Raw genomic sequence first — 18,109 nt, forward strand, 5'->3', positions numbered from 1 at the left:
CGCGGCGGCTGGCGCAGTGGTGGGCCGAGGTCGTCGAGGGCTCCGTGGTCGACCTTCCCGGCGGCGATTTCGTCCTCGTCGTGGGCGAGAACGGTCCCGCTCTGGGTTTCCAGCGCGTCGACACCCCGACACCCGGCAAGAACCGGGTGCATCTGGACTTCACGGCGTCCGATCTCGACGCCGAAGTGCGACGCCTGACCCGGCTCGGCGCCACCGAGACCGGCCGGCATTCCCTCGACGGCGGTTTCCGCTGGGTGGTGCTGGCCGATCCGGACGGCAATGCGTTCTGCGTGGCCGCGCCCCGGCCTCACTAGACTGGCCCCGTGACGCAGACCGTCGACACCGTCGAGCACGCCGCCGCCACCCCCGATCATCCCCAGCCCTACCGCGAACTAGGGCTGAAGGACGACGAGTACCAGCGCATCCGCGACATCCTCGGCCGCCGCCCCACCGACGCGGAACTGGCCATGTACTCGGTGATGTGGAGCGAGCACTGCTCCTACAAGTCCTCCAAGGTGCACCTGCGCTACTTCGGCGAGACCACCACCGAGGCGATGCGGGCCGGGATGCTGGCCGGGATCGGGGAGAACGCCGGAGTGGTCGACATCGGCGACGGGTGGGCGGTCACCTTCAAGGTCGAGTCGCACAACCACCCGTCGTATGTGGAGCCCTACCAGGGCGCGGCCACCGGGGTGGGTGGCATCGTCCGCGACATCATGGCGATGGGGGCACGCCCGGTCGCGGTGATGGACCAGTTGCGTTTCGGCGCCGCCGACGCGCCCGACACCCGCCGGGTGCTCGACGGGGTGGTGCGCGGCATCGGCGGATACGGCAACTCCCTGGGCCTGCCCAACATCGGCGGGGAGACGGTGTTCGACGCGTCCTACGCCGGCAACCCTCTGGTCAACGCGCTGTGCGTCGGGGTGCTGCGCAAGGAGGACCTGCACCTGGCGTTCGCCTCCGGGACCGGCAACAAGATCATCCTGTTCGGCGCGCGCACCGGCCTCGACGGCATCGGCGGGGTGTCGGTGCTGGCCAGCGACACCTTCTCCGGGGACGAGTCAGGCGCCGGGCGCAAGAAACTGCCCAGCGTCCAGGTCGGGGACCCGTTCACCGAGAAGGTGCTCATCGAGTGCTGCCTGGAGCTGTACGCGGCCGGGCTGGTGGTCGGGATCCAGGACCTCGGCGGCGCCGGATTGTCCTGCGCCACATCGGAACTGGCCTCCGCGGGGGACGGCGGAATGGCCATCGAGTTGGACCGCGTCCCGCTGCGCGCGACCAACATGACACCGGCCGAAGTGCTCTCCAGCGAATCCCAGGAACGCATGTGCGCGGTGGTCACCCCCGACAACGTCGAGAAGTTCATGGCGGTGTGCCGCAAGTGGGACGTGCTGGCCACGGTGATCGGCGAGGTCGCCGCCGGCGACCGGTTGAAGATCACCTGGCACGGCGAGACCGTCGTCGACGTGCCGCCCCGCACCGTCGCACACGAGGGTCCGGTCTACCAGCGCCCACTGGCCCGCCCGGAGGACCAGGACGCGCTCAACGCCGACACCTCGGCGAGGCTGCCGCGGCCGGCCACCGGTGACGAAATGCGCGCCACCCTGCTGGAACTGCTGGGCAGCCCGCACCTGTGCAGTCGGGCGTTCATCACCGAGCAGTACGACCGTTACGTCCGGGGCAACACGGTGTTGGCCGAGCACGCCGACGGCGGGGTGCTGCGCATCGACGAGGAGACCGGTCGCGGCATCGCGGTGTCCACCGACGCCTCCGGCCGCTACACCAAACTGGATCCCTACACCGGCGCGCAACTGGCGCTGGCCGAGGCCTACCGCAACGTCGCGGTCACCGGGGCGACGCCGATCGCGGTGACCAACTGCCTCAACTTCGGCTCGCCGGAGGACCCGGGCGTGATGTGGCAGTTCGCCGAAGCCGTGCGCGGGCTGGCCGATGGTTGTGCGGCACTGGGCATTCCGGTCACCGGCGGCAATGTGAGCTTCTACAACCAGACCGGCGCGACCGCGATCCTGCCCACTCCGGTAGTCGGGGTGCTCGGCGTCATCGACGACGTGCGACGGCGGCTGCCCACCGGCCTGGGCAACGAGCCGGGGGAGACACTGTTCCTGCTCGGGGACACCCGCGACGAGTTCGACGGCTCGATCTGGGCGCAGGTCACCGCCGACCATCTCGGGGGACTGCCGCCGGAGGTCGACCTCGCCAGGGAGAAACTGCTCGCCGAGGTGCTCGTGGCCGCATCCCGCGACGGACTGGTCTCGGCAGCGCACGACCTCAGCGAGGGCGGCCTGATCCAGGCCGTCGTGGAAGCCGCTATGGCCGGTGAAACCGGTTGCCGCATGGTGCTTCCCGAGGGATGGCAAGAAGGGGAGGACCCGTTCGTCTTCCTGTTCTCGGAGTCGGCGGGCCGTGTCCTGGTCGCCGTGCCCCGCACCGAGGAGAGCCGTTTCCGGGCGATGTGCGAGGCCCGGGGACTTCCCGCGACCCGCATCGGGGTCTCCGACACCGGATCGGATTCGGTTGAGGTGCAAGGACTTTTCAGCGTGACATTGGAGGAACTGCGCAGCACTTCCGAAGGGGTGCTGCCCAGGCTCTTCGGATGACGCGCGAGGCGGTGTTGGCCCGGGTGTGGAGTCTGTTGCGCCTGGACCTCACCGGCATCGCCTTCGCCGGGCTGTTCTTCTGCCTGTCGCTGACCCCGTCGCTGCTGCCGCGCGACGCGATCATGGCCGGGATCGTGGGCGGAATCATCGCCGCGATCGGCTACGGCGTCGGGGTGCTGGCCGGATCGCTGATACGGCGTGCCGTACGGGCACGGTCCTGGTGGCCACTGCCGCGGCGGCGCCGGGCCGCCCTGTACTCGGCCGTCGTGGCGGTGTCGGTCGGGGCCTGCCTGCTGATGGTGGTCCCGGCGACGGCCTGGCAGCGGCGCATCGCCGCACTGATGGGCGTCCAGGGCCCGGCCACCGTCCCCTACCTGCGCGCGGTCGCGGTGGCTGTGCTCGTCGGCGGTGTGCTGATCGCTGCCGCCCGACTGGTCCGGGACGCCATCAGGATGCTGGCGCGGTGGATGATCCGCCGCTGGCACATCGACGACGAGGTGGCCTTGTTCATCGGCACCGCGATCGTGGTCGTCCTGACCGTCACCCTGATCAACGGTGTGCTGGTCCGCGGACTGCTGGCCGGGGCAAGCGCGGTTTTCCAGCCGCGGAACACCGCCACCCGCCCCGGCGTCTTGCAGCCGGAGCAACCCGAAAGATCCGGCAGCCCGGCATCTTTCGCCGACTGGGGCTCCCTCGGTTTCCAGGGCCGCAACTTCGTCGGCACCGGCCCGGACGCCGCCGAACTGACCGAACTCAACGGCCGGCCCGCGCGGCAACCCATCCGCCTCTACGCCGGACTGCAGTCGGCGCCGACCACCGAGGCCAGGGTGGCGGTACTGCTTTCGGAACTGCAGCGCACCCGGGCGTTCGACCGCAGGCTGCTCGTCATCATCCCGACCACCGGAACGGGGTGGGTGGACCCGGTGGCGGCGCGTTCCATCGAGTCGATGTACAACGGCGACACCGCCCTGGTGGCCATGCAGTACTCCTACCTGCCCAGTTGGATCTCGTTCCTGGCGGACCGGGACAAGTCGGTGGAGGCCGGCCGCGCGATGATCGACGGAATCATCCGGCGTTGGCAACAGTGGCCGGCGGCGACCCGGCCCAAACTGGCGCTGTACGGGGAGAGCCTCGGTGCGATGGCCGGTCAGGGGGCGTTCGGATACCTCCACGAGGTGGAGGGCATGGGATTCTCCTCGGTGCTGTGGGTCGGCCCGCCCAACGCCAGCAGGCTGTGGCACGCACTGACCAGTCGACGCGACCCGGGGACACCGGAGGTGCAACCCCGCTACGACAACGGACGCACCGTGCGCTTCGCCCAGTCCGCCGGGCCGGCCGAGATCGCCGGCGTCGCCGCCGACCCGCCCTGGCGGGGGACGAAGGTGCTGTTCCTCCAGCACGCCTCCGATCCGGTGGTGTGGTGGTCGCCGGATCTGTTGTTCCGCAAGCCGGACTGGCTCGACGAGCCACCGGGGTTCGACCGCAGTCCCTCGATGCGCTGGTACCCCGTCGTCACCTTCTGGCAGGTCAGCGCCGACATGGCCGGCAACGTCACCAACTCCGCCGGCACCCCGAGCGGACACGGCCACAACTACGGCGACCGCCAACTCGACGGCTGGGTTGCTGTCGCCGCGCCCGAGGGCTGGACGCAGTTCGACACCGACCGCATCCGGCGGTCGCTGGACAAGGCGATGGCCGCCGGTGGAACGGAGTTCGCATGAACGGCAAGCGGATTCGAGCCCTCGGCCTGGCGGCGGCGCTGGTGGGCTGGAGCTTCACCGCCGGACTGGAACACCCGTGGCGTCGCCATCCGCTGGCGCAGGCCGGCTACGGCACCGCACTTGCCGCCGCCGCCCGCGCTCCGCTGGGCCTGCGACCCCCGGCGCTGCGACCGGGCCTGCGGGCCGGTGCCGCAGTGGCCGGCGCGGTGGCCGCCGGGGTGGCTGCCGGCGCCGCTCTACCTCAGGTCCGGGCGGCGATGGCGCAACGGGAATTGCCGGCCCGTCCGGCGCACTGGCTGGGGGTGGAGATCCCGATCGGCACGGTGTGGTCGGAGGAGACCGCGTTCCGCGGTGCGCTGGCCACTGCCGCGGCCGACGCCTTCGGCCCGAACGGGGGCAGGCTGCTGCAGGCGCTGACCTTCGGACTGACCCACATCCCGGATGCGCTGGAGACCGGTGAGCCGATCGTGCGCACCGTCGTCGCCACCGGACTGGCCGGCTGGGTGTTCGGCCTGCTGGCGGAGCGTTCCGGCAGCCTGGCGGCCCCGATGCTGGCTCATCTGGCCGTCAACGAGGCCGGGGCGATAGCCGCCCTGGCCGTCCAACGGGCACGACGGTGACCCGGGTCGATCCGCAGGCCACCCGCGACGCCGTGGCCGCCGTACGGGACTGGCTGCTCGACGAGACCGCACCGGCACCCGACCGTGCCGTACTGGCCAGCGCGGTGCGGCTCACCGCCCGCGCACTGGCCGTCGCGGCCCCCGGTGCCAGCGTCGAGGTCAGGGTGCCGCCTTTCGTTGCCGTGCAATGTGTTTCGGGTCCGCGGCACACCCGCGGGACACCGCCCAACGTGGTGGAGACCGATCCGCGGACCTGGCTGCTGCTGGTCACCGGACTGGTCGGGTTCGACGATGCGGCCGACGGCGGACGGCTGAACCTCTCCGGATCGCGGGCCGGCGCCGTCGCACCGCTATTTCCCCTGCTCACGATTCCGGAGGCCGAAAACGGTGACGCACCTCACTTGAATTCCCAGTTTGGCCCGCCGCCGCCGTAGACTCGACAGCGCCACCGACGCCAGGGAGCAATGTGACCGGCCAACTGGAGAACGAACCCCGTGAGGAGTGCGGCGTCTTCGGCGTCTGGGCTCCGGGCGAGGAAGTCGCCAAACTGACCTACTACGGCCTCTACGCCCTGCAGCATCGCGGCCAGGAGGCGGCCGGCATCGCCGTCGCCGACGGCTCGCAGGTGCTGGTGTTCAAGGACCTCGGCCTGGTCAGCCAGGTGTTCGACGAGCAGACTCTCGGTGCCATGCCCGGCCACGTCGCGATCGGGCACTGCCGGTACTCGACCACCGGGTCGACGTCATGGGAGAACGCCCAACCGGTGTTCCGCAACACCGCCGCCGGCACCGGCGTGGCACTGGGGCACAACGGCAACCTGGTCAACACCACCGAATTGGCTGCCCGGGCCCGCAAGGCCGGATTGATCAACCACAACGCACCCGGTGCGGCCACCACCGACTCCGACATCCTCGGGGCGCTGCTGGCCGGCGGCGCGGCGGACACCAGCATCGAGCAGGCCGCCCTGGAACTTCTCCCGACCGTGCGCGGCGCGTTCTGCCTGGTGTTCATGGACGAGACAACCCTGTACGCGGCCCGCGACCCCTACGGCGTGCGGCCGCTGTCGCTGGGCCGGCTGGACCGGGGTTGGGTGGTGGCGTCGGAGACCGCGGCGCTGGACATCGTCGGCGCATCGTTCGTGCGCGACATCGAGCCCGGTGAACTGCTCGCGATCGACTCCGACGGGGTGCGCTCCACCCGCTTCGCCCCGCCCACCCCCAAGGGCTGTGTGTTCGAGTACGTCTACCTGGCTCGACCGGACAGTGTCATCGGCGGCCGTTCGGTTCATGGCGCCCGGGTCGACATCGGTCGGCGCCTGGCCCGGGAGATGCCGGTGGAGGCCGACCTGGTCATCGGTGTGCCGGAGTCCGGCACCCCCGCGGCGGTGGGATACGCCCAGGAGTCCGGCATCCCGTTCGGGCAGGGCCTGATGAAGAACGCCTACGTGGGACGCACTTTCATCCAACCGTCGCAGACCATCCGCCAACTGGGCATCCGGCTCAAGCTCAACCCGCTCAAGGAGGTCATCCGCGGCAAGCGCCTCATCGTCGTCGACGACTCCATCGTGCGGGGCAACACCCAGCGCGCGCTGATCCGGATGCTGCGGGAGGCCGGCGCGGTGGAGGTGCATGTTCGCATCGCCTCACCGCCGGTGAAGTGGCCGTGCTTCTACGGCATCGACTTCGCCACCCCCGCCGAACTGATCGCCAACGCACCGGGAACCCGGACCGACGACGACGAGATGCTCGAGTCGGTGCGCCAAGCCATCGGCGCCGACACCCTCGGCTACATCTCCCAGCAGGCGATGATCGCCGCGACCGAGCAGCCCGCCAGTCGGCTGTGCTGCGCCTGCTTCGACGGCAAGTACCCGATCGAACTTCCCTCGGCGACAGCACTGGGCAAGAACGTCGTGGAGAACATGCTGGCCGCGGTTCAGGCGGACAACGACAACGTCTCGGCGCTCAGCCGGCCGTAGGGCCGGCGCGTCGGACCCAGCCGGCCGTAGGGCCGGCGCGTCGGATCCAGCCGGCCGTAGGGCTAGCGGACCTGTGAGACCACCTTCTTGACCCGGCGGTCCAACGCCACCGCCTGCAGAGGCCGCGCCGCGTACCAGTAGACCCGGCCCGGCAGCCCGCGCGGGTAGAAGATCGCCCGCTGCTCGTAGCGACTTCCGCTGCCCTCCGGGGTGATTCGCATCTCCAGCCACCGGTCACCGGGCGCCCCCCGTTCGGCGTGCAGTTTGAGCACCCGACCGGGTTCGCGATCCTCGACCAGCCAATGGTTCGGGACGCTGTTCTCGAGGGCCTTCCACAGCCGCTCGGGACTGGCCGAGGTGTGCCGGGACCGGGTGTCGGTGTAGACCACCTCGCCGGCCCACTTCGGGTCGCTGGGGGCCAGTGCCGCGGTGCCGGTGTTCCACGTCGTCTCAACCTCGCCGCGGGCGATGCGGGCCAGTGCCAGAGACACCGACTTCTTGTAGGGGGTCAGGCCGCCCTCCGGCGGCGGGATGATGGTGTCGATGTCGTGGTTGGCCATCACCGCGTCGCAGTGCAGGGACTCCACCAGTGGCCGCGCAAGCCCGGCCGGGATGGGCGTCACCAGCCCCACCCACAGCGCGGCGATCCGCGGGGTGAGTACGGGTAACACCAGGATCCGGCGGGGATGCAGTCCGGCGACCTGGGCGTAGATCTGCATCATCTCGCCGTACTCCAGCACGTCGGGGCCACCGATATCCCAGGTCCGGGAGTTCGGCACCGTGCAGGTTGCCGCGGCCACCAGGTAGTGGAGGACATCGCGGATGGCGATCGGCTGAATCTTGTTGTGCACCCATTTCGGTGTGGTCATCACCGGCAGCCGGTCGGTGAGGTGGCGGACCATCTCGAAGGAGGCCGACCCCGACCCGACGACGACGCCCGCCTGCAGCACGATGGTCTCGATGCCCGAGGCGATGAGGATCTCCCCGACCGTGGTGCGAGAGCCCAAATGCGTTGACAACTCGCCACCTTCGGGGTGCAGACCGCTCAGGTAGACGATGCGCCGAACCCCGGCCTTGCGTGCCGCGGCCACAACGTTCTGCGCCGCGCGGCTCTCCTCGGCCGCGAAGTCCTTCTCGAAGCCCATCGAGTGCACCAGGTAGTAGATGACGTCGACGTCGGAGAAGGCCGCATCCAGTGACGCCGGGTCGCCGAGGTCGCCCTTGGCCACCTCGATCCGGTCCCGCCACGGCACATTCGCCAGCTTGTCGGGGTTGCGCGCCAGCGCCCGCACCGCGAATCCGCTGTCCACCAGCCTTGGCACCAGGCGGCCGCCGATATAGCCGGTGGCACCGGTCACCAGGCAGCGAAGCTGTTCACCCGCCACTGGCCCTCCCTTCGTCGGATAGTCCATTGAACCTGTTGAGCACCCCGGGCCGCAGCGTAGCGGCCCCGATGTCACACCGCCGTCAGGAAACCGGGCAGCCGAGAGGCCCCGGTACCTCCACCGAACTCGGCATACCCACCGGGTTGATGTAGACGACCTCCATGACCAGCGGGGTGGCGCCCTCGTTGCGGCCGTTGTGCACGAAACCCGGGCCGACGCCCTCCTGCACCGGAGCCCCGGTGGCGTAGACCGCATCCACGGTGCTTCACGGCTGCCAGCGTGTCACAGGGCTACGGTGCGGAGGTGGGGAACTCGTATCTGATCACCAACGGACCGATCTGGACCGCCGACCCTGCCCGGCCGTGGGCGCAGGCCGTGGTGGTGCGGGGAAGCGATCTGGCGTACGCCGGAACCCGGGACGGTGCCGACCAGTTCGTCGACGCCGCAACGGAACTGATCGACCTCGACGGACGGATGTGCCTGCCCGGCTTCATCGACGCGCACAACCATCTGGCGTCGATGGCGCTGAGCAAACTGGGGGTCAACCTGTCCGGGGTGGTCGGCCGCGACGCGGTGCTGGCCGCGGTTCGGGACTGGGTGGCCGCCCAGCCCGCCGACGCGCCCCTGCGCGGGCACGGCTGGATGCCCGACTCGTTCGAGGAGCGATCCCCGCGCCGGGAATGGCTGGACGGCATCACCGGCGGCCGCCCGATGTATCTGTTCTCCGCCGACGCCCACGACTCCTGGTTCAACACCGCGGCGATGCATGCGGCCGGAATCGGTGCGGGCACCCCCGACCCCGACCCCGGTGCCCAGTACTGGGTCCGGGACCCGGACGGGACGCCCACCGGGCACGCGGTCGAGGCCGCGGCGACCATCCCGATCATCGTGGCACTGGGTCTGTTCTCCGCGGCGAACGTCCGGGCGGCCCAGCAACTCACGCTGCGGCCGACCCCCTCATGGGGGATGACGGCCTACTTCGAGGCCGGCACGATCGTCGGACCGGCCAGCGAGGACTCGCGCTGGGTTTTCGAAGACCTCATCGCCCAGGACGAAGCCGGCACCCTGCCGGTGCGGGTGGCCGGTTCCTACTGGACCCGCACCCCCGCCGACGACCCGCACGCGATCGCCGACGGCCTGGCGCGGTGGAATCGCGAACTGCGTTCGGACCACGTCTCGATCCGGACCTGCAAGCTGTGGGCCGACGGAACCTTCATGAGCGGCGGCGCGCTGCTGTTGTCGCCCTGCTGCGGGCACGCCCCAGACGACCTGGGCGCCATGACGTTCCCACCCGAACAGATCGAGGCCCAGATAGAGGCGGTCCAGGCCGCCGGCTTCGACATGCACATCCACATCGACGGCGACGGCTCGGCGCGGGTCGTCCTCGACGCCTACGAACGGGTGCTGCGGCGGCGGGGCGCCGAAGCCAGCCGCCACGTGGTGGCGCACAACTCGATGGTCGACCCCTCCGACATCCCCCGCTACGCGGCCATGGGCGTCATCGCCAACTGCACGCCGCTGTGGGGCACCGACTACAACGGCCAGTACCGCGACATCTACACGGCGATGCTCGGCGCCGAGCGCGTCGAGGAACGGCTGTTCCCCTACGGCGACCTGGTCCGCTCCGGCGCCGTCGTCACCTACGGCAGCGACATCCCGGGTGTGGACATCCCCGAGATCCCCCCGCTGATCCAGATCGAGGCGCTGGTGACCCGCAAGCGACCCGGCCACCCCGACGACCTGCCACTGGTGGCACGACAGCGCATCGGACTGCACGACGCGCTGCGCGGCTACACCGCCAACGGCGCCTACCAGTTACGGCTGGAGCACCGCACCGGCTCCCTGACCGCCGGCAAGGCAGCCGATCTGACCGTTCTGGGGGCCGACCTGTTCCGTGTCGACCCGCACCAGATCCACGCCGTCCCGGTGGTGCTGACGATGATGGACGGTCGCATCACCCACGACGCCCGGTAAGAATTGGTCCATGGCGTTCACCGGATGGCCCGTCGAGGCGGTCGAGTTCTACGAGGGCCTGGAAGCCGACAACTCCAAGGTCTACTGGCAGGCCCACAAGGAGGTCTACGAGCAGCAGGTGCGGGGCCCGATGGAACAGCTGCTCGCCGAACTCGCCGGGGAGTTCGGCCCGGGAAGGCTGTTCCGGCCCTACCGGGACGTGAGGTTCAGCGCCGACAAGACGCCGTACAAGACCACCTGTTCGGCGACGCTGGGCAAGGGGGGCAAAGGGTACGTGTCGTTCTCGGCCGAGGGCCTGTCCGTCGGCGGCGGCCTGTACATGCCCGATCCGGCGGCGCTGCAGTGCTACCGCACCGCAGTCGACCGCGAGAAGTCCGGGGCCCGACTGGCCGAGATCGTCGCCGCGCTGCACGCCGCCGGTTACCAGACCATGGCGCACGAGGTCCTCAAGACCGCACCGCGCGGTTTCGACAAGGACCATCCGCGCATCGAACTGTTGCGGCACAAGGGAATCGCGATGATGAAGTCCTGGCCGGTGGGGGCCTGGCTCGGGACGGCCGAGGCGAAGGACCGGGTGGTCGGCACGCTGCGAGCCGGGGTACCGCTCAACGAGTGGCTGGCCCGCTACGTAGGCTGAGAACATGACTCGCGACATCCACGACCTGGTGGTTGTGGGCGCCGGCATCGTCGGGCTGGCGGTGGCGCGGGAATGGAGGGCACGCCGCCCGGATGACGACGTCGTGGTCCTCGAACGCGAGAGCGCGCCCGCGCAACACCAGACCGGACGCAACTCCGGGGTGATCCATGGTGGCATCTACTACCAGCCCGGCTCGCTGAAAGCCCGGCTGTGCGTCGAGGGCGCCCGGCTGATGTACCAGTACTGCGAGGACAACGCGATCCCCTACCAGCGATGCGGCAAGCTGATCGTCGCCCTGGACGCCGACGAACTGCCCCGACTCGACGACCTCGAGGCCAGGGGCATCGCCAACGCCGTCCCCGGTCTGCGCCGGATCGGCGGCGCGGAGATATCCGACATCGAGCCCAATGCCGTTGGGCTGCAGGCACTTCACGCGCCCAATACCGGGATTGTGGACTACGGGCACGTCGCCCGGGTTCTGGCCGGCGATTTGCAGCGACGCGGGGTCGGCGTGCGGTACGGCACGGCCGTCACCGCGATCGACCCCGGGGACCCGGCCGTCGTTCGCACCGCGCAGGGGCCGGTGAGAGCCCGGACTGTGATCGTCTGCGCCGGGCTGTGGGCCGATCGGCTGGCCCGCCGCTCCGGCGCACCGCGCGATCCGCAGATCGTCCCGTTCCGCGGGGCCTATCTCGGCCTCAAACCGACCGCCGCACCGCGACTGAACGGCATGATCTACCCGGTGCCCAACCCGGAACTTCCCTTCCTCGGCGTGCACATCACCAAACACATCGATGGTCAGGTCACCCTGGGGCCGACCGCCATGATGGTGGCCGCCCGGGACGGCTACTCCCTGCGCCGGTTCAACGGTCGCGATGCCTTCGAATCCCTGACCTGGCCGGGTACCTGGCGGGTGGGGCGCCGCTACTGGCGGGTTGGGATCGACGAGATCCGGATGGCGGCCAGTCGCAAGACGTTCGTGGCGGCCGCCGCCCGCTACATGCCGGGCCTCTCGGTGGCCGACCTCGACGGCAGTTCACACGCCGGCGTGCGGGCCCAGGCGGTGGGCCGCGACGGGTCGCTCGTCGACGACTTCGTCATATCCCGTGAGAATTGTGTCGCCCACGTGCGTAACGCCCCCTCACCGGCCGCGACCTCGGCGTTCGCGCTGGCAGCCGACCTCGTCGATCGGGTCAGCCGATAGCTGGTCTCCGGCCGCCGGCGGGACGAGTAGCCTTATCGCCGATGTCCGGCAAGTCGACCAGGAGTGAACGCGGTGAGGGTGCCCGCGTGTCCTACGCATCCGCCGGGGTCGACATCGAAGCCGGGGACCGCGCGGTGGAACTGCTCAAGCCGCTGGCCGAGCGGGCCAGCCGGCCCGAGGTGCGCGGCGGGCTCGGCGGGTTCGCCGGCCTGTTCGCGCTGCGCGGCGGCTACCGGGAACCGGTGCTGGCGTCGTCGACCGACGGTGTCGGCACCAAACTCGCCGTCGCCCAGGCGATGGACATCCACCACACCGTCGGTCTGGATCTGGTGGCAATGGTCGTCGACGACCTCGTGGTCTGCGGCGCCGAGCCGCTGTTCCTGCAGGACTACATCGCCGTCGGCCGCACCGTCCCGGAACGGATCAGCGCCATCGTCTCCGGTATCGCGGAAGGCTGCGTCATCGCCGGCTGCGCCCTGCTGGGCGGCGAGACCGCCGAGCATCCCGGCCTGATGGAGCCGGACCACTACGACATCTCGGCCACCGGGGTCGGCGTCGTCGAGGCCGACGACATCCTCGGGCCCGACCGGGTGCGCCCCGGCGACGTCATCATCGCGATGGGGTCCTCCGGCCTGCACTCCAACGGCTACTCCCTGGCCCGCAAGGTGCTGCTGGAGATCGACCGGATGAGCCTGGCCGGTCACGTCGAGGAGTTCGGCCGCACTCTCGGCGAGGAACTGCTCACCCCGACCCGCATCTACGCCAAGGACTGCCTGGCCCTGGCCGCCGAGACCCAGGTCCGAACCTTCTGCCACGTCACCGGCGGTGGATTGGCCGGCAACCTGGAACGCGTCATCCCGCGCGGACTCGTCGCCGAGATCGACCGCGGAAGCTGGACCCCGGCGCCGGTTTTCGGCCTGATCGCTCAGCGAGGCCGGGTCGAGCGGGCGGAGATGGAGAAGACGTTCAACATGGGCGTCGGAATGGTGGCACTCGTCGCGCCCGAGGACACCGACCGCGCACTGGCCATCCTGACCGCGCGGCACCTGCACTGCTGGGTCCTGGGGAGTGTCGCCAAGGGTAAAGACGGCCCGCGGGCGAGGCTGGTCGGACAGCACCCGCGTTTCTAGGGCCACCGAACCGGGGCCGACGCGAACGGCTCAGCGCCGCCAGTCGTCGTCGTCCTCGGGCGCGTCATCGAAACCGTGGTTCGGTCCGGACGTGCCCTCCCCCGAACTCAACTCCTGGCGAAGCCGCTCGAAGTCGGTTTGCGGAGAGCTGTATTTCAGCTCTCGGGCAACCTTGGTCTGCTTTGCCTTAGCCCGGCCGCGGCCCATGGGGGAACCCCCTCGCGCAATAACGGAGCGGCCCGAAACCAGGCGGCTCCGATCTAATGTCGTATTTATCCTGCCCACACCTTACCGTGCCGGGGGGCAAAGTGCGGACAGGCCCGTTCACCCACCGCGTAAACGGTCCACCGCGAGGCGGCCCGCGCCGGTCTGATCGGCCGGCGGCAGCGAATCGGGGTCCATCTCCGCGCTGACGGGGTGCTCGCCACCTGTGATCAGCGGGGTGTCGGCCGGGAGGCCCCGCTTGACCAGTGCCAGCGCGATCGGCCCGAGATCGACGTGCTCGGACACGGTGCCCAGCCGGCCCACCGGACGACCGCCGGCCAGCACCGGGTCACCGGTGGCCGGCCGTTCCGCCGAGCCGTCGAGGTGCAGCAGCACCAGCATCCGTGGCGGCCGCCCCAGGTTGTGGACGCGGGCCACCGTCTCCTGCCCGCGGTAGCAGCCCTTGTCCAGGTGGACCGCCCCCCGACCCGGCGGGCCGATCCAGCCGACCTCGTGCGGGATGGTCCGCTCGTCGGTGTCCAGGCCCAGCCGCGGCCGGCGCGCGGCAACCCGGTGCGCCTCGTAGGCCCACACGCCCGCCGGGCGCACGCCCGCCCCGCTCAGTCGCCGCAGCATCCGGTCCTTGTCGGCGCGCGGAACCAGCACATCGAGTTCGATCCGCCCGTCCCCGTCCGGCATGCGGCGCAGGAAACCGCCGTCGGGCAGGGCCGCCGCCGCCGATTCCGCCGGCAGGGCGTCGACGCCGAGCGCTTCCAGCACCGCCGGGGCGGCCAGGCCGGGCCCCAGCAGGGATAGCACCGCGAGATCGGCCGCCGCGGGCTGCACGTCGGCCCAGAACACCATCTTGCGCAGGTAGTCCAAGAGCGGGCCGCCGCGCCAGGGCTCGGTGTCCAGATAGCTGACCCCGCCCAATTCGGTCTGCTGCCAGTGATCCTCGACCCTGCCCTGGCCGTCCAGGCTCAGGTTGGCGGTGCAGGCTCCGTCGGGCAGTTCCGCGACGTGCTGGGTGCACAGCGCGTGCAACCAGGACCGCCGCTCCGGGCCGGTCAGGGTGATCACCGCCCGGTTCGAGCGGTCCACCACCACGGCGTCGTGCTCGGCGGCGCGCTGCTCTCCCAGCGGGTCGCCGAAATGCCAGACCACCCCGGCGTCGGGGGAGTCCGCGGGTGCGGGGACGGCTGACACAGGTCAACTCTACGAGCCGGACAGTAGGCTCTGCAGACCATGCCCGGCCCGCCCAGCGTGCTCGTCACTCTTGACGGGACCGTCGCGGATGCCGGCCGCCCGCTGCTGTTCGGCGACGACCTGGCGGCGGTGCGTGGTGACGGCGTCTTCGAGACGCTGCTGGTTCGTGACGGCGGGGCGTGTCTGGTGGAGTCGCACCTCAAGCGGCTGGCACACTCCGCGGCGATGCTGGAACTGCCCGAGCCCGATCCGGTGCGGTGGCGGCGGATGATCGGCGTCGGGGTGGCCGACTGGGTTTCGCAGACCGCCGACGAGGGCGCCCTGCGGCTGGTGTACAGCCGGGGGCGGGAGTTCGGATCGGAGCCGACCGGCTACCTGACCATCAACCCGTTGCCGCAACGGGTGCACGATTCCCGCCGGGACGGGGTGGCCGCCGTACTTCTCGATCGGGGACTGCCGTCGACCCGGGCGGAGACGATGCCGTGGCTGCTGGCCGGCGCCAAAACCCTGTCCTACGCGGTCAACATGGCGGCCCTGCGGGAGGCCGCCCGGCGCGGCGCCGACGACGCGGTCTTCGTCAGTTCCGACGGCCACATCCTCGAGGGCCCCCGTTCGACGGTCGTGATCGCCACCTCCGGCGCGGACGGCAAGCCGTGCCTGCTGACCCCTCCGCCCTGGTATCCGATCCTGCGCGGGACCACCCAGCAGGCGCTGTTCGAGGCGGCCCGCTCAGCCGGGTACGACTGCGACTACCAGGCGCTGCGCCCGGCCGATCTGGTTGGCGCACAAGGAGTCTGGCTGGTCTCGAGCATCACGGCGGCCGCCCGGGTGCATACCCTCGACGGGCGGCGACTGCGGCCGTCGCCGCTGCGGGCCGAGGTGGCGGCCCTCGTCGAGGCGGCGATCCTGAGCGACCGCTGACCGAGCCCGGCCGATGACCGCCGGGATCGCGAAAAAACCTTGGCGCGCGGCATCTGCAGCCGGTACCGTCGGGCGTACACAAGGAAGGAGGTGGTCCGGAACTTTGAGTACTTTTTGGACATGTGAGGTGGCTGCCCGCTAGCAGCACCAGGTGCCGGAATCACCTGCGCACCGAAGCGCTGGCGAATTCCAGGCAGCCACCCGGCCCCCGAGCCTCCGGCCCGTCCGACCAGGAACCACGGCTCGGGGGCCGCTCCATTTCCTGATCAGGTTCGTCGTCACGGTCCGGCGGGCCCGGGCGCCAATGTGGCGCAGGTCTTCATCGCCTGATCCCATTTCGCGGGGTCGACGCCGGCCGGTGGCCCGAGAACGGCTGCGGGGCCGCTTGATTCGGGTACGCCGTTGGCCTTGAGGCACTCCGCCAGCGAACCGTGCGCCGGCGTCGGCTCCCGGTCGTCGCCGGTGGGCGGAGACGGTTCCTGGCTGCCGGAGCAGGCGGCCAGGAACCACGCCGCCACCGAGATGCCCGCAACCGGAAGCCGCCTCATCCGATGTGCCTGGAGAGCCTCGCCGACAGGTGCGGCACCAGACCGCCGTCGGGGTCCACCCGTTCCTCGACATAGGCGAGGTCGCCGTCGTCGACGATGCCGTAGAGGCGCTTGGCCCCGCCCACCAGGACGCCGGACCTGCTGCGCGCCAGGGCGTCGGTCACCAGTTCCCAGGATGAGTGGGTGCGCGGGTGGCCGTAGAACAGTTCGACGTAGCCGGCCGAGTGGGCGAGCAGCAACTCGATGGCCTGCGACTCGGCCGGGTCGGCCGGGTCCTGGACGAAACGCCAGAAGCCGGTCTCGCGCAGCCCTTGGCTGTGATACGCGCCCTCGTCGTCCAACCGCCAGGAGCGGGCCTCCCAGTTGAGGTAGTCGCTGCCGTCGTGGGAGACGATGATCTGCTGGCCGAACCGGTAGTCGCCGCCTGGGCCGCGACCCTCGCCCTCGCCACGCCACACCCCGACCAGGGGAAGCAGCGCCAACAGCGCGTCGTGCAGGTCTGCGCCGTGTCGCAGGTTGGCGGTGTCGGCGACGGGAATGTCGTCGAATACCGGGATGTTGCGGCCGGCGGTCTGCTTGGCGCGCTCGGCGGCGGCGGCTACTGCCCTATCACCGCTGCCCGCGGTGGAAGCCCTATCACCGCTGCCCGCGGTGGAAGCCCTATCACCGCTGCCCGCGGTGGAAGCCCTATCACCGCTTCCCGCGGTGGAAGCCCTATCACCGCTGCCCGAGATGTCCTCGGTGCTCACGAATCGTCGGTGACGAGTCGATACACCGCGTAAAGAGCGAACCAGGTGATCAGCACCGAAGCGATGACGAGCAGAATCTCGAAGAACAGCACCACGCCGTCGAGTCTATCCCGGCATGCGCTGTCCGGACGCGCCTCAGGCGACCTTGATGTCGACCTCGTGCAGACCGGCGCCGGCGGGAGCCACCGTGACATCACCGCGCCCGGAGGCAGACCGGGCCAGCACGGTCCAGGTTCCCGGTGCGGCGAAGAACCGGAAATCACCACTCGGTGTCGCGACCACCTCAGCGGTGAATTCGTCGGTGTCGTCCAGCAGTCGCACTTTGGCGCCCCCGATGGTCTGTCCGGAGTCGTCGACGACCCGGCCGGTGATGACCGTGTCCTTGTCCAGGTCGACGCCGGCGGGAAGGGGTCGGGTGGAGTGCTTCGTCATCGTCGTTCCTTGGTTTCGAATAGTCTTGTGCGGAGGGAAGTTTGGAGTCGTTCAGAGATCGTCAGGCAATACCGGGGGCGCGGCGAAGGCGCGCGGCCAGCGGATAGATCTTGCAGCCCACACAGATTCCGAATGCCGCGTTGAGGAAGGCGGCGGACAGGGCGAAGGCGGTGGCGATCACACCGGCCATCGGGGCGCCGACGAGGAAGCCGACCGTCCCGACCGCGGCGAACAGCAGACCCACGCCCTGGGCGAACCGCAGTGGCGCCGCGGGTTCCCGCTCTGTGACCGGACCGAGCCGGGGCGCGACCAGTTTGGCGAAGATCACACCGTAGGGATGGCGGCGCGGACCGCGCAGCGCCCCGATCGCGAAGACCACGGCCTGCGCGCCGAGGATCGCGGCCGCCAGGGTGCTGCCGACGGCCGAGGCGAGCAGGGCCGCGATCAGGATCGCGGTGGTGACCCAGGCGGCGAATCGGGGGCCGCGCACATCGACCTGGTCGGTGACGGGCCGGGTGGTGGTGATCGACATCGGGTGAACTCCTGTTGTTGGGCTGGCTGACACGGGCGGACCGGGGGTCCGGCTCAGAGGAGTCGCGACGAGTCGGGACGAACTCGAGAAAGGTCGCGGCTACTCAGCAGCTACAGCAACAACAGCAACAACCCGCAACGCGGCACAGATCGACTGCGCGGCGCTTGGTGAGCATCTGCTCAAGGCGGGCTGGCACGGCTGCCATGTTACCCACGAAGGGGGGTTTCGGGTCAACTATGGCGTTCGGGTCAAC

The 18,109-nt window shown here is 70.3% G+C and carries 20 protein-coding genes; 11 read left to right on the top strand and 9 right to left on the bottom strand.

Going from position 1 to position 18,109, the window contains the following annotated elements; genetic code table 11:
* The first annotated feature begins 8 nt into the window (after positions 1-8).
* The 6 genes from ADBZ5U_RS02780 to purF are packed head-to-tail and all read left to right on the top strand — an operon-like array spanning position 9 to position 6,934.
* Complete coding sequence (locus tag ADBZ5U_RS02780; protein WP_526262189.1) at positions 9-314, top strand: VOC family protein; 306 nt, start codon at positions 9-11, stop codon at positions 312-314.
* A 9-nt stretch (positions 315-323) separates the two neighbouring features.
* The gene (purL, locus tag ADBZ5U_RS02785; RefSeq protein WP_526262129.1) at positions 324-2,618 is read left to right on the top strand and encodes a phosphoribosylformylglycinamidine synthase subunit PurL; all 2,295 of its coding nucleotides are present in this window, start codon (positions 324-326) and stop codon (positions 2,616-2,618) included.
* The gene (locus tag ADBZ5U_RS02790) at positions 2,615-4,339 is read left to right on the top strand and encodes an alpha/beta hydrolase (protein WP_526262131.1); all 1,725 of its coding nucleotides are present in this window, start codon (positions 2,615-2,617) and stop codon (positions 4,337-4,339) included. Before purL ends, ADBZ5U_RS02790 begins: the two co-directional genes overlap by 4 nt.
* On the top strand, positions 4,336-4,959 hold the full coding sequence (locus tag ADBZ5U_RS02795; protein WP_526262133.1) for an Rv0804 family intramembrane glutamic endopeptidase: 624 nt from the start codon (positions 4,336-4,338) through the stop codon (positions 4,957-4,959). Before ADBZ5U_RS02790 ends, ADBZ5U_RS02795 begins: the two co-directional genes overlap by 4 nt.
* Positions 4,956-5,393 (top strand): sterol carrier family protein, encoded by a 438-nt coding sequence (locus tag ADBZ5U_RS02800; RefSeq protein WP_526262135.1) that lies wholly within the window; start codon positions 4,956-4,958, stop codon positions 5,391-5,393. Before ADBZ5U_RS02795 ends, ADBZ5U_RS02800 begins: the two co-directional genes overlap by 4 nt.
* Before the next feature lie 32 nt (positions 5,394-5,425).
* Positions 5,426-6,934: an amidophosphoribosyltransferase gene (gene purF / locus ADBZ5U_RS02805; protein ID WP_526262137.1), complete on the top strand. Its 1,509-nt coding sequence runs from the start codon at positions 5,426-5,428 to the stop codon at positions 6,932-6,934.
* A 62-nt stretch (positions 6,935-6,996) separates the two neighbouring features.
* On the opposite strand, the gene ADBZ5U_RS02810 is transcribed toward purF, so the two are convergent.
* Together ADBZ5U_RS02810 and ADBZ5U_RS02815 are read right to left on the bottom strand one after the other, a co-directional pair.
* A complete protein-coding gene (locus ADBZ5U_RS02810) occupies positions 6,997-8,346 on the bottom strand; it encodes an NAD(P)H-binding protein (protein WP_526262139.1) in 1,350 nt (449 codons plus the stop codon).
* A 55-nt stretch (positions 8,347-8,401) separates the two neighbouring features.
* Positions 8,402-8,578 (bottom strand): cupin domain-containing protein, encoded by a 177-nt coding sequence (locus ADBZ5U_RS02815; RefSeq protein WP_526262141.1) that lies wholly within the window; start codon positions 8,576-8,578, stop codon positions 8,402-8,404.
* Between the two features lie 20 nt (positions 8,579-8,598).
* Between ADBZ5U_RS02815 and ADBZ5U_RS02820 the strand changes: the two genes are divergently transcribed.
* Genes ADBZ5U_RS02820 through purM form a run of 4 tightly spaced genes read left to right on the top strand, consistent with a single transcriptional unit; the run spans position 8,599 to position 13,264 of the window.
* Complete coding sequence (locus ADBZ5U_RS02820; protein WP_526262143.1) at positions 8,599-10,293, top strand: amidohydrolase; 1,695 nt, start codon at positions 8,599-8,601, stop codon at positions 10,291-10,293.
* A gap of 10 nt (positions 10,294-10,303) precedes the next feature.
* The gene (locus ADBZ5U_RS02825; RefSeq protein ID WP_526262145.1) at positions 10,304-10,930 is read left to right on the top strand and encodes a DUF2461 domain-containing protein; all 627 of its coding nucleotides are present in this window, start codon (positions 10,304-10,306) and stop codon (positions 10,928-10,930) included.
* 4 nt (positions 10,931-10,934) lie between these two features.
* Positions 10,935-12,134, top strand: coding sequence for an L-2-hydroxyglutarate dehydrogenase (gene lhgD, locus ADBZ5U_RS02830; RefSeq protein WP_526262147.1), 1,200 nt, complete (start codon positions 10,935-10,937; stop codon positions 12,132-12,134).
* Between the two features lie 41 nt (positions 12,135-12,175).
* A complete protein-coding gene (gene purM, locus ADBZ5U_RS02835; protein ID WP_526262149.1) occupies positions 12,176-13,264 on the top strand; it encodes a phosphoribosylformylglycinamidine cyclo-ligase in 1,089 nt (362 codons plus the stop codon).
* A 30-nt stretch (positions 13,265-13,294) separates the two neighbouring features.
* Here purM and ADBZ5U_RS02840 read toward each other — a convergent pair whose 3' ends face one another.
* Both ADBZ5U_RS02840 and ygfZ read right to left on the bottom strand, forming a co-directional pair.
* Positions 13,295-13,471, bottom strand: a complete 177-nt coding sequence (locus tag ADBZ5U_RS02840) for a DUF3073 family protein (RefSeq protein ID WP_526262151.1) — start codon at positions 13,469-13,471, stop codon at positions 13,295-13,297.
* A gap of 117 nt (positions 13,472-13,588) precedes the next feature.
* Positions 13,589-14,674 (bottom strand): CAF17-like 4Fe-4S cluster assembly/insertion protein YgfZ, encoded by a 1,086-nt coding sequence (ygfZ, locus tag ADBZ5U_RS02845; protein ID WP_526262153.1) that lies wholly within the window; start codon positions 14,672-14,674, stop codon positions 13,589-13,591.
* A 39-nt stretch (positions 14,675-14,713) separates the two neighbouring features.
* Between ygfZ and ADBZ5U_RS02850 the strand changes: the two genes are divergently transcribed.
* Positions 14,714-15,595 (top strand): aminodeoxychorismate lyase, encoded by an 882-nt coding sequence (locus ADBZ5U_RS02850; protein ID WP_526262155.1) that lies wholly within the window; start codon positions 14,714-14,716, stop codon positions 15,593-15,595.
* A gap of 278 nt (positions 15,596-15,873) precedes the next feature.
* Here ADBZ5U_RS02850 and ADBZ5U_RS02855 read toward each other — a convergent pair whose 3' ends face one another.
* From ADBZ5U_RS02855 to ADBZ5U_RS02875, 5 genes are all read right to left on the bottom strand, one after another.
* Positions 15,874-16,143: a hypothetical protein gene (locus ADBZ5U_RS02855; RefSeq protein WP_526262157.1), complete on the bottom strand. Its 270-nt coding sequence runs from the start codon at positions 16,141-16,143 to the stop codon at positions 15,874-15,876.
* Positions 16,140-16,892, bottom strand: a complete 753-nt coding sequence (locus ADBZ5U_RS02860) for a nitrobindin family protein (protein WP_526262159.1) — start codon at positions 16,890-16,892, stop codon at positions 16,140-16,142. The genes ADBZ5U_RS02855 and ADBZ5U_RS02860 overlap by 4 nt, the downstream gene beginning before the upstream one ends.
* Positions 16,893-17,027: 135 nt before the next feature.
* Entirely contained in the window at positions 17,028-17,324 is a 297-nt protein-coding gene (locus ADBZ5U_RS02865; RefSeq protein WP_526262161.1) for a DUF1416 domain-containing protein, read from the bottom strand.
* A gap of 61 nt (positions 17,325-17,385) precedes the next feature.
* Positions 17,386-17,856: a DUF4395 family protein gene (locus tag ADBZ5U_RS02870; RefSeq protein ID WP_526262163.1), complete on the bottom strand. Its 471-nt coding sequence runs from the start codon at positions 17,854-17,856 to the stop codon at positions 17,386-17,388.
* Positions 17,857-17,959: 103 nt separating this feature from the next.
* Positions 17,960-18,061 (bottom strand): Ms5788A family Cys-rich leader peptide, encoded by a 102-nt coding sequence (locus tag ADBZ5U_RS02875; protein WP_526262191.1) that lies wholly within the window; start codon positions 18,059-18,061, stop codon positions 17,960-17,962.
* Between the last annotated feature and the right edge of the window lie 48 nt (positions 18,062-18,109).

Origin of the sequence: Mycobacterium sp., assembly GCF_040398885.1 — a bacterium.
Classification (GTDB): Bacteria; Actinomycetota; Actinomycetes; order Mycobacteriales; family Mycobacteriaceae; genus Mycobacterium.

What these genes read in the sequence shown, in the direction of transcription:
- ADBZ5U_RS02790 (WP_526262131.1), top strand. Translation starts at nt 2,615, where the DNA reads ATGACGCGCGAGGCGGTGTTGGCCCGGGTGTGGAGTCTGTTGCGCCTG.
- ADBZ5U_RS02795 (WP_526262133.1), top strand. Translation starts at nt 4,336, where the DNA reads ATGAACGGCAAGCGGATTCGAGCCCTCGGCCTGGCGGCGGCGCTGGTG.
- ADBZ5U_RS02810 (WP_526262139.1), bottom strand. Translation starts at nt 8,346, where the DNA reads ATGGACTATCCGACGAAGGGAGGGCCAGTGGCGGGTGAACAGCTTCGC.
- ADBZ5U_RS02825 (WP_526262145.1), top strand. Translation starts at nt 10,304, where the DNA reads ATGGCGTTCACCGGATGGCCCGTCGAGGCGGTCGAGTTCTACGAGGGC.
- lhgD (WP_526262147.1), top strand. Translation starts at nt 10,935, where the DNA reads ATGACTCGCGACATCCACGACCTGGTGGTTGTGGGCGCCGGCATCGTC.
- purM (WP_526262149.1), top strand. Translation starts at nt 12,176, where the DNA reads ATGTCCGGCAAGTCGACCAGGAGTGAACGCGGTGAGGGTGCCCGCGTG.
- ADBZ5U_RS02840 (WP_526262151.1), bottom strand. Translation starts at nt 13,471, where the DNA reads ATGGGCCGCGGCCGGGCTAAGGCAAAGCAGACCAAGGTTGCCCGAGAG.
- ADBZ5U_RS02850 (WP_526262155.1), top strand. Translation starts at nt 14,714, where the DNA reads ATGCCCGGCCCGCCCAGCGTGCTCGTCACTCTTGACGGGACCGTCGCG.
- ADBZ5U_RS02855 (WP_526262157.1), bottom strand. Translation starts at nt 16,143, where the DNA reads ATGAGGCGGCTTCCGGTTGCGGGCATCTCGGTGGCGGCGTGGTTCCTG.
- ADBZ5U_RS02865 (WP_526262161.1), bottom strand. Translation starts at nt 17,324, where the DNA reads ATGACGAAGCACTCCACCCGACCCCTTCCCGCCGGCGTCGACCTGGAC.
- ADBZ5U_RS02870 (WP_526262163.1), bottom strand. Translation starts at nt 17,856, where the DNA reads ATGTCGATCACCACCACCCGGCCCGTCACCGACCAGGTCGATGTGCGC.
- ADBZ5U_RS02875 (WP_526262191.1), bottom strand. Translation starts at nt 18,061, where the DNA reads ATGGCAGCCGTGCCAGCCCGCCTTGAGCAGATGCTCACCAAGCGCCGC.